This is a genomic window from Candidatus Andeanibacterium sp. (genome assembly GCF_057143545.1).
This window is the reverse complement of sequence record NZ_DBNHSF010000015.1, coordinates 1-5,845: the sequence shown is the minus strand read 5'-3', so window position 1 is coordinate 5,845 and position 5,845 is coordinate 1. Positions and strand designations below refer to the sequence as shown.

4 protein-coding genes are annotated in these 5,845 nt (G+C 63.3%); 1 reads left to right on the top strand and 3 read right to left on the bottom strand.

Going from position 1 to position 5,845, the window contains the following annotated elements; translation table 11 throughout:
• Nucleotides 1-237 precede the first annotated feature (237 nt).
• The 3 genes from AC16XC_RS00865 to AC16XC_RS00855 all read right to left on the bottom strand — a co-directional run bounded on the left by AC16XC_RS00865 (nucleotide 238) and on the right by AC16XC_RS00855 (nucleotide 5,567).
• The gene (locus AC16XC_RS00865; RefSeq protein ID WP_484032740.1) at nucleotides 238-2,403 is read right to left on the bottom strand and encodes an EAL domain-containing protein; all 2,166 of its coding nucleotides are present in this window, start codon (nucleotides 2,401-2,403) and stop codon (nucleotides 238-240) included.
• Nucleotides 2,404-2,633: 230 nt separating this feature from the next.
• Nucleotides 2,634-4,862, bottom strand: a complete 2,229-nt coding sequence (locus tag AC16XC_RS00860; RefSeq protein WP_484032739.1) for a TonB-dependent receptor — start codon at nucleotides 4,860-4,862, stop codon at nucleotides 2,634-2,636.
• A 177-nt stretch (nucleotides 4,863-5,039) separates the two neighbouring features.
• Nucleotides 5,040-5,567, bottom strand: coding sequence for a cupin domain-containing protein (locus AC16XC_RS00855; RefSeq protein WP_484032738.1), 528 nt, complete (start codon nucleotides 5,565-5,567; stop codon nucleotides 5,040-5,042).
• 177 nt (nucleotides 5,568-5,744) lie between these two features.
• On the opposite strand from AC16XC_RS00855, the gene AC16XC_RS00850 reads away from it, so the two are divergent.
• A partial coding sequence (locus AC16XC_RS00850) for a phosphoribosylaminoimidazolesuccinocarboxamide synthase (protein ID WP_484032741.1) occupies nucleotides 5,745-5,845 on the top strand: 101 nt, incomplete at its 3' end.

Sequence of the window (5,845 nt, the reverse complement as noted above, 5' to 3'; positions counted from 1 at the left end):
TATCCTGAGCGATGAGCTTCCCTTTTCTCGTCATCCCCGCGAAAGCGGGGATCCCGCTTGGTTCTTGCCAGACCAAGTGTAGCGGGACCCCGGATCACGTCCGGGGTGACGATGGTGTTTTTGAGCGCACCCCGAGAGCCCGCTTTTCGTTTCCTGGACTGTGTTACCCTGTTACCCTCCGTTCAGGTTCGGCCCCAGCGCCGAAGCCCCGCCCTTGCCGAATTGAAGGAGGCCCGATCAGGCCGCGTTGGCGCTCTTGGCGATCCCGGCGACCGCGGTCTCCATGAAGGCGGGCTGGCTCTTGGGTCCGCTGTTGATCAGATGGACCGGGTAGTTGCCCTTGGGCAGGCTCTCGAGCGGCATCCCGGCGGCGGCGAGCGCATAGGGCGAAACGCGGTGGCGGGTGCACAGCCCGCCCGAGCCGTCATTGACCAGCGGGGTCTCGAATTCGACCGCGATATGGGCTTCCTTGCTGCGGGTGACATTGCAGACCGCAAGCTGGCCGGCCCCGAGGTCGAGTACCAGGTCGGTCCCGATCGGCACGCCGAGCAGGCCTTCGACCATCGCGCCGGTCTTCGAGAGGTCGCGCAGGACCGCATTGTAACGGTGATCCTCGTGGATCACGCCGATCCTGCGGAACACGGTGCGGCGATCGGAACGGTATTTGTCGGGGCCTTCGGGTTCGATCTTGAACTCGCCGGAGGAAAGCCGTTCGAGCACCACTTCGTTCTTGAGCGCCTTCGAATAGATCCAGCCCTGGATGTAGCGCCCGCCCTTCTCCTTCACCAGCTGGAGCTGGTCGAACGCCTCGACGCCTTCGACCGTGGTCTCGATCCCCAGCGCGTTCGAAAGGCCGATGATCGCGGCGATGATCTTGGCGCTGTTCTGGTCCTTCGAAGTACAGGAATCGACGAAGCTCTTGTCGACCTTGAGCTTGTCGAACGGCGCGGAGCGCAGATAGCTGAGCGAGGAATAGCCGGTGCCGAAATCGTCGAGTGCCAGGCGAACGCCAAGCTGCTTGAGCGCCCTGAAGGTCTGGTCGACCAGCTCGCTGTCGCCCATGAACACACTCTCGGTGAGTTCAAGCTCCAGGCGGTCCGGTTCGATGCCGGTTTCCGCGAGGATCTCCGCGACCACTTCGATGAATCCTGGATTGGCGAATTGCAGCGCCGAGACATTGACCGCGACCCGGATCGACTTCGGCCACTTCGCCGCGTCCGTGCAGGCCCGGCGCAGGGCCCAGTCGCCAATCGGAATTATGAGGTTCAACTCTTCGGCGATCGGGATGAACAGGCCGGGGCTGACATAGCCGCGCTCGGGATGCTCCCAGCGCATCAGCGCCTCGAAGCTGACCACCATGTTGTCGTCGGTCCGCACGACCGGCTGGTAATGGAGTTCGAGCTTGTCGTTCGCCAGCGCCTCGCGCAGGTCCTCCATCAGCAGTGCCCGTTCCTCGGACTCGTCCTTGAGATCGGCGGTGTAGAACCGGAACTGGCCGCGACCGCCGTTCTTGGCCGAATAGAGCGCGAGGTCGGCACTGTGGGTAAGCTCGTCGCGCTCGAGCCCGTCATAGGGTGCGATCGCCACGCCGACCGAGGTGCCGATAATCGCGCGCTTGTCGCCGATCGGATAGGGCTGCGAGACGATCTGGATCGCCTTTTCGGCGATCTCGCCCAACGCCCCGCGGTCGTCCATGTCGGGAATGATGATCTGGAATTCGTCGCCGCCCAGCCGGCCGATCTCGCCCCGCCCGGCGATGATATTGGTCAGTCGTTCCGCAACCTGCTTGAGCAGTTCGTCGCCGGCCTGGTGGCCCATCGTATCGTTGACGTTCTTGAACCGGTCGAGGTCGAGCATCATCAGTGCACAGCTGCGCTTTTCGACCTTGTAGGCCGCGAGGATGCTTTCGAGCCGGCGGTTCATCCGGTGGCGGTTCGAGAGCCCGGTGAGCGAGTCATACTCGGCCAGCCGCGAATCCTGCAGCTTGCGCTCGTATTCGACGGTGACGTCCTTGGCGCTGCCGCGATAGCCGAGGAAGCGCCCTTCCCGGTCGAATTTCGGATGACCGGAGAGCGACCACCAGATCTGCTTGATATCGTGAACCGACTTGTTGAGCGCAAAACGCAGCGTCAGGTCGACAAACTTGCTGCGCGCGCTGAGCTGGAACTTGAACGGGCGGTCGGACTTTTCGAAGGGATTGTCCGGATCGATCTCGAACAATTCGGTGAGCGGCTTGGCCAGTAGGTCGTGCACCGAAAGCTTCAGCTTTTCGGCCGCGGCCTGGGTGATGTAGATCAGGCGGCCTTCGGCGTCGCTGGCCCAGATCCAGCCGAATCCGGCGCCTTCGAAGTCGTCCAGGACTTCGAGCCGGCGCGCGCCGTCCGACGGGGTGATTACAGCCACATCGCCATAGTCGACCGGAGGGGTATCATCCCCTTTCCCGAATTTTCGGCCTGTCAGGCCGCTCAGGAATCCTTTTCCCGCCATCTGAACCCAGTCATTCCAGCATTGCGCGACAATGTCGCAGCCCGGCCATCTTGCTAGAGCAACATGGTTTACGAGGCCCTAATGCGGCAAAATTTTCAGGATCGCGCCCGGTCGTGCCTCAGGACCGTCGCACCGGAGAATCCGCTCTAGAAATCTGCTGAAATTTCAATGCCAAGTACCCTGCCCTTGAAGACCGGAGAGAAGGTTCCGTCCTTGGGATGTGGATCGAACGGCGCGTTGACCCCGTTCGAAAACGGTCCGCCGGCGAAAGGCAATTGCGTATCGCCGCCAAATTGCACCTCGTCGAGCAGGTTCCTGCCATGGAGCGAGAGCGTGAGCGATGGCTCTTCCAGCTCCAGCGAAATCCTGGCGTCGAGCCGGTCAGAAGCCGAATTGAAGCCCCAATTGTTGTCGCTGTAGGCATAGCGCGCGCGGTGCTGGAAGAAGGCATCGAGCGAAATTGTGCCAAAGCCGAGCGAAGCCTCGTATTGCACGCCCCCGCCCCAGGTCGATCGGGGCGCGCGCGGCAATTCGAGCGCCAGGTCCTTCGCGTCGATCACGTTGTCCGCATCGAGATCGAAGAATATGCGCTGGTAGTCGGCATCGATGAGGCCGAGATTGGCCGTGAGCGTGAGGCCCGGCGCAGGCGCGAACGAAGCCTCGATCTCCGCGCCCTCAATGCGCGCATCGGCGGTGTTGTAGACCGACTGGGCAATGCCCGAGCTGAGGCTCGGCAGGTTGAGCTCGCGCTGCATGTTGTCAACTTCGGTCCGGAACACTGCAAGGTTGACGCGGGCCCGGCCGTCTTCGCTCTGCCATTTTGCGCCGATTTCGAACGTGTCGACCTTCTCCTCGTCGAACGCAGGCGAGCCGAGCATGGCCGAGACTTCCTCGAACGCGGCAGGTTGGGTGATACGGAGATTGTAGCCGCCCGACCGCTGGCCGCGGGCCCAGCTGGCATAGAGGCTCGAATTGTAGCCCGGGCTGAACGACAGGGCGACGCGCGGCGAGAGACTTTCCCAGCTGCGCGCGTCGATAAAGCCGTTGTTCTCGCCCGGAGCGTTCTCGCCGGTGGTGGGGCACGTTGCTGCGATCGCCGAACAGGTGGGGCGCGGGCGAACATAGGTAACCGAAGCGTCCTTCTCCTCGCGCGACCAGCGCAGCCCGCCGGTCAGGGTAAGCCGCTCGGTCAGGCGATAATCGGCCTGCGCATAAAGCCCGTAGACATCGTGGCCCTGGCGCCCGCCGCCATACTGGATCGCTGTCGCCCCCAGCCCGGTGAGGTCGCGGCTCTCGTCGTAACCGACATCCTGGTGGAACAGGTACCCACCCAGCGTGATCGCGAAAAAGCCGAGATCGGCCGCGTAATAGAGCTCGTTCGACCATTGCTCCTGGCTGGTGGCGGTATCGGATTCGAACAGCTTGACCGGCGAGGAATCGATATCGTTGCGAGTCGCCAGCTCATAGCTGCGCCAGCCGAAGATATTGGTCAGCGTTCCCGGGCCCAGTTGCAGGTCGCCGCGCGCCATCGCGAACCCGGCCTCGCTGTCGTAGAAGCCCGGCTGGTTGATCGACAGGTCGAACCGGTCGCGCGCGTTCTGGCCATTATTGTGGGTTGCGGCGCCGTCGCCCGAACTGCCGGTCCATTCGCCCTTGAGCGTGAGGGTGAAAACGTGCGACGGACGCAGCATCAAAGCACCTCGCAGGACGGTCGTTTCCGCCTCGCCGAACGCGTTGCCATCGAAGCGGTTCTCGAAATAGCCCCGGTCGCTCGAATGGAGCGCACCGATCCGGATCGCGACGCTGTCCGAAAGCGGGCCCGAATAGACGCCGCGTGCGGTGATCATGCCCGCCCCGCGGCCCCCATCGACCGGCCCTTCATAGCCGACCCTGGCATAGCCCTCGCTGGTCCAGGCCGGGTCGGCAGTCTGCAGCATCACCGCTCCCCCGGTGGTATTGCGGCCGAAGGCGACTCCCTGCGGGCCGCGCAGGATATCGACCCGCTCGACATCGAGCGCATCGAACACCGTTCCGGCATTGATCCCGATATAGACCCCGTCGACGAACAGGCCGACTGCGGGATCGATCGAGGGTATCGAACTGTTGATGCCGAGCCCGCGGATCGCGAAATTTGCCACGCCCTTGAAGGTCCCGATCGGGTCGAGCGAGACGTTCGGGGTGGCATAGCTCAGCGACTGGAGGTCCTGGAACTGGCGCGCTTCGAGCTCTTCGGCAGCGAAGGCGGTCGCACTGCCGGCAAAGGCGATAGCGCCATAGCTCGGGATCTTGGCCGTAACGATGATCGGGCTGTCTTCGGCAGGCGGAGCCGCGAGCGTCTCGTCTTCCTGGGCGAATGCAGGCGTTGGCAGTGACATCGCGGCCAATGCGGCAAGCATACTGGCAGAATTCAGGAATACGGCTCTGGCGCCGGTATGCGACATTATGGTCTCCCCGGCGGGCCTGCGTCACCCGCTCCCCCAATCGCCGCCCCTTTGGCGACGCGACGGATGCGTGTCAATTGCCGCTACGGAATCCTTGGATCTTGGCCCGGATCAGCCCTCCGTTTCGCGGCCAAAGGCGTCCTGCATCTCCGAAGCCGACGCAGCCCAGGCCTCGAAGTCGAAATCGTCGTCCATCTGCAGGAACAGGTTCGATACCGGGGTCAGCAGCCGAGTGATATGGCCCTTGCCTTCGCGGTCCTCGAGATAGACCAGGTCGCCCTTGCCGATCGCCACCTTCGATCCGTCGCTGACTTCGGCTTCGATATCGCCCGCGGTGTTGATGGTGAAGGTCTTGCGCGGCGCCGTGTGCCAGTCTTCCACCCCCGGGGCGATCGCGTTGGCGACCACGGCCGCAACCGGAAGCGGCTTGGGCATGCCGGTCACCTCGACCCGTTTGACATGCGAGACGCCCTGTTCGTCGGCATAGATATGGATGACCTCCATCAGTCCCTCCTTCGGTTCGGCTGCCGGATCGACCGGAGCTCCTTCGGTCTCTTCGATCTTGCGGCAAGCCCCCGCTGCCAGCAGCGCGGTGAACGCGGTGCCGGCGGCGATGACGGTGCGGCGGCTTGTATCCATGATATCTCTCCCTCGGCCCTATCCGATCGGATAGTGCATAGGCCCGGACCATGTGTCACCTCCAATTGCACGTATCGCACTTTTCGCGTAATGGCTTCGGGCCCGCCCCGGCAGTGCAGTCTTATCGACTCGCCAGCGCCGGGGCTTGTTCTTTTTGAGGCACGAAGCGAGATCGCCATGACCCGTCGCCGCCAGATCTACGAAGGCAAGGCCAAGATCCTTTACGAGGGGCCCGAACCCGGCACGATCATCCAGTATTTCAAGGATGACGCGACCGC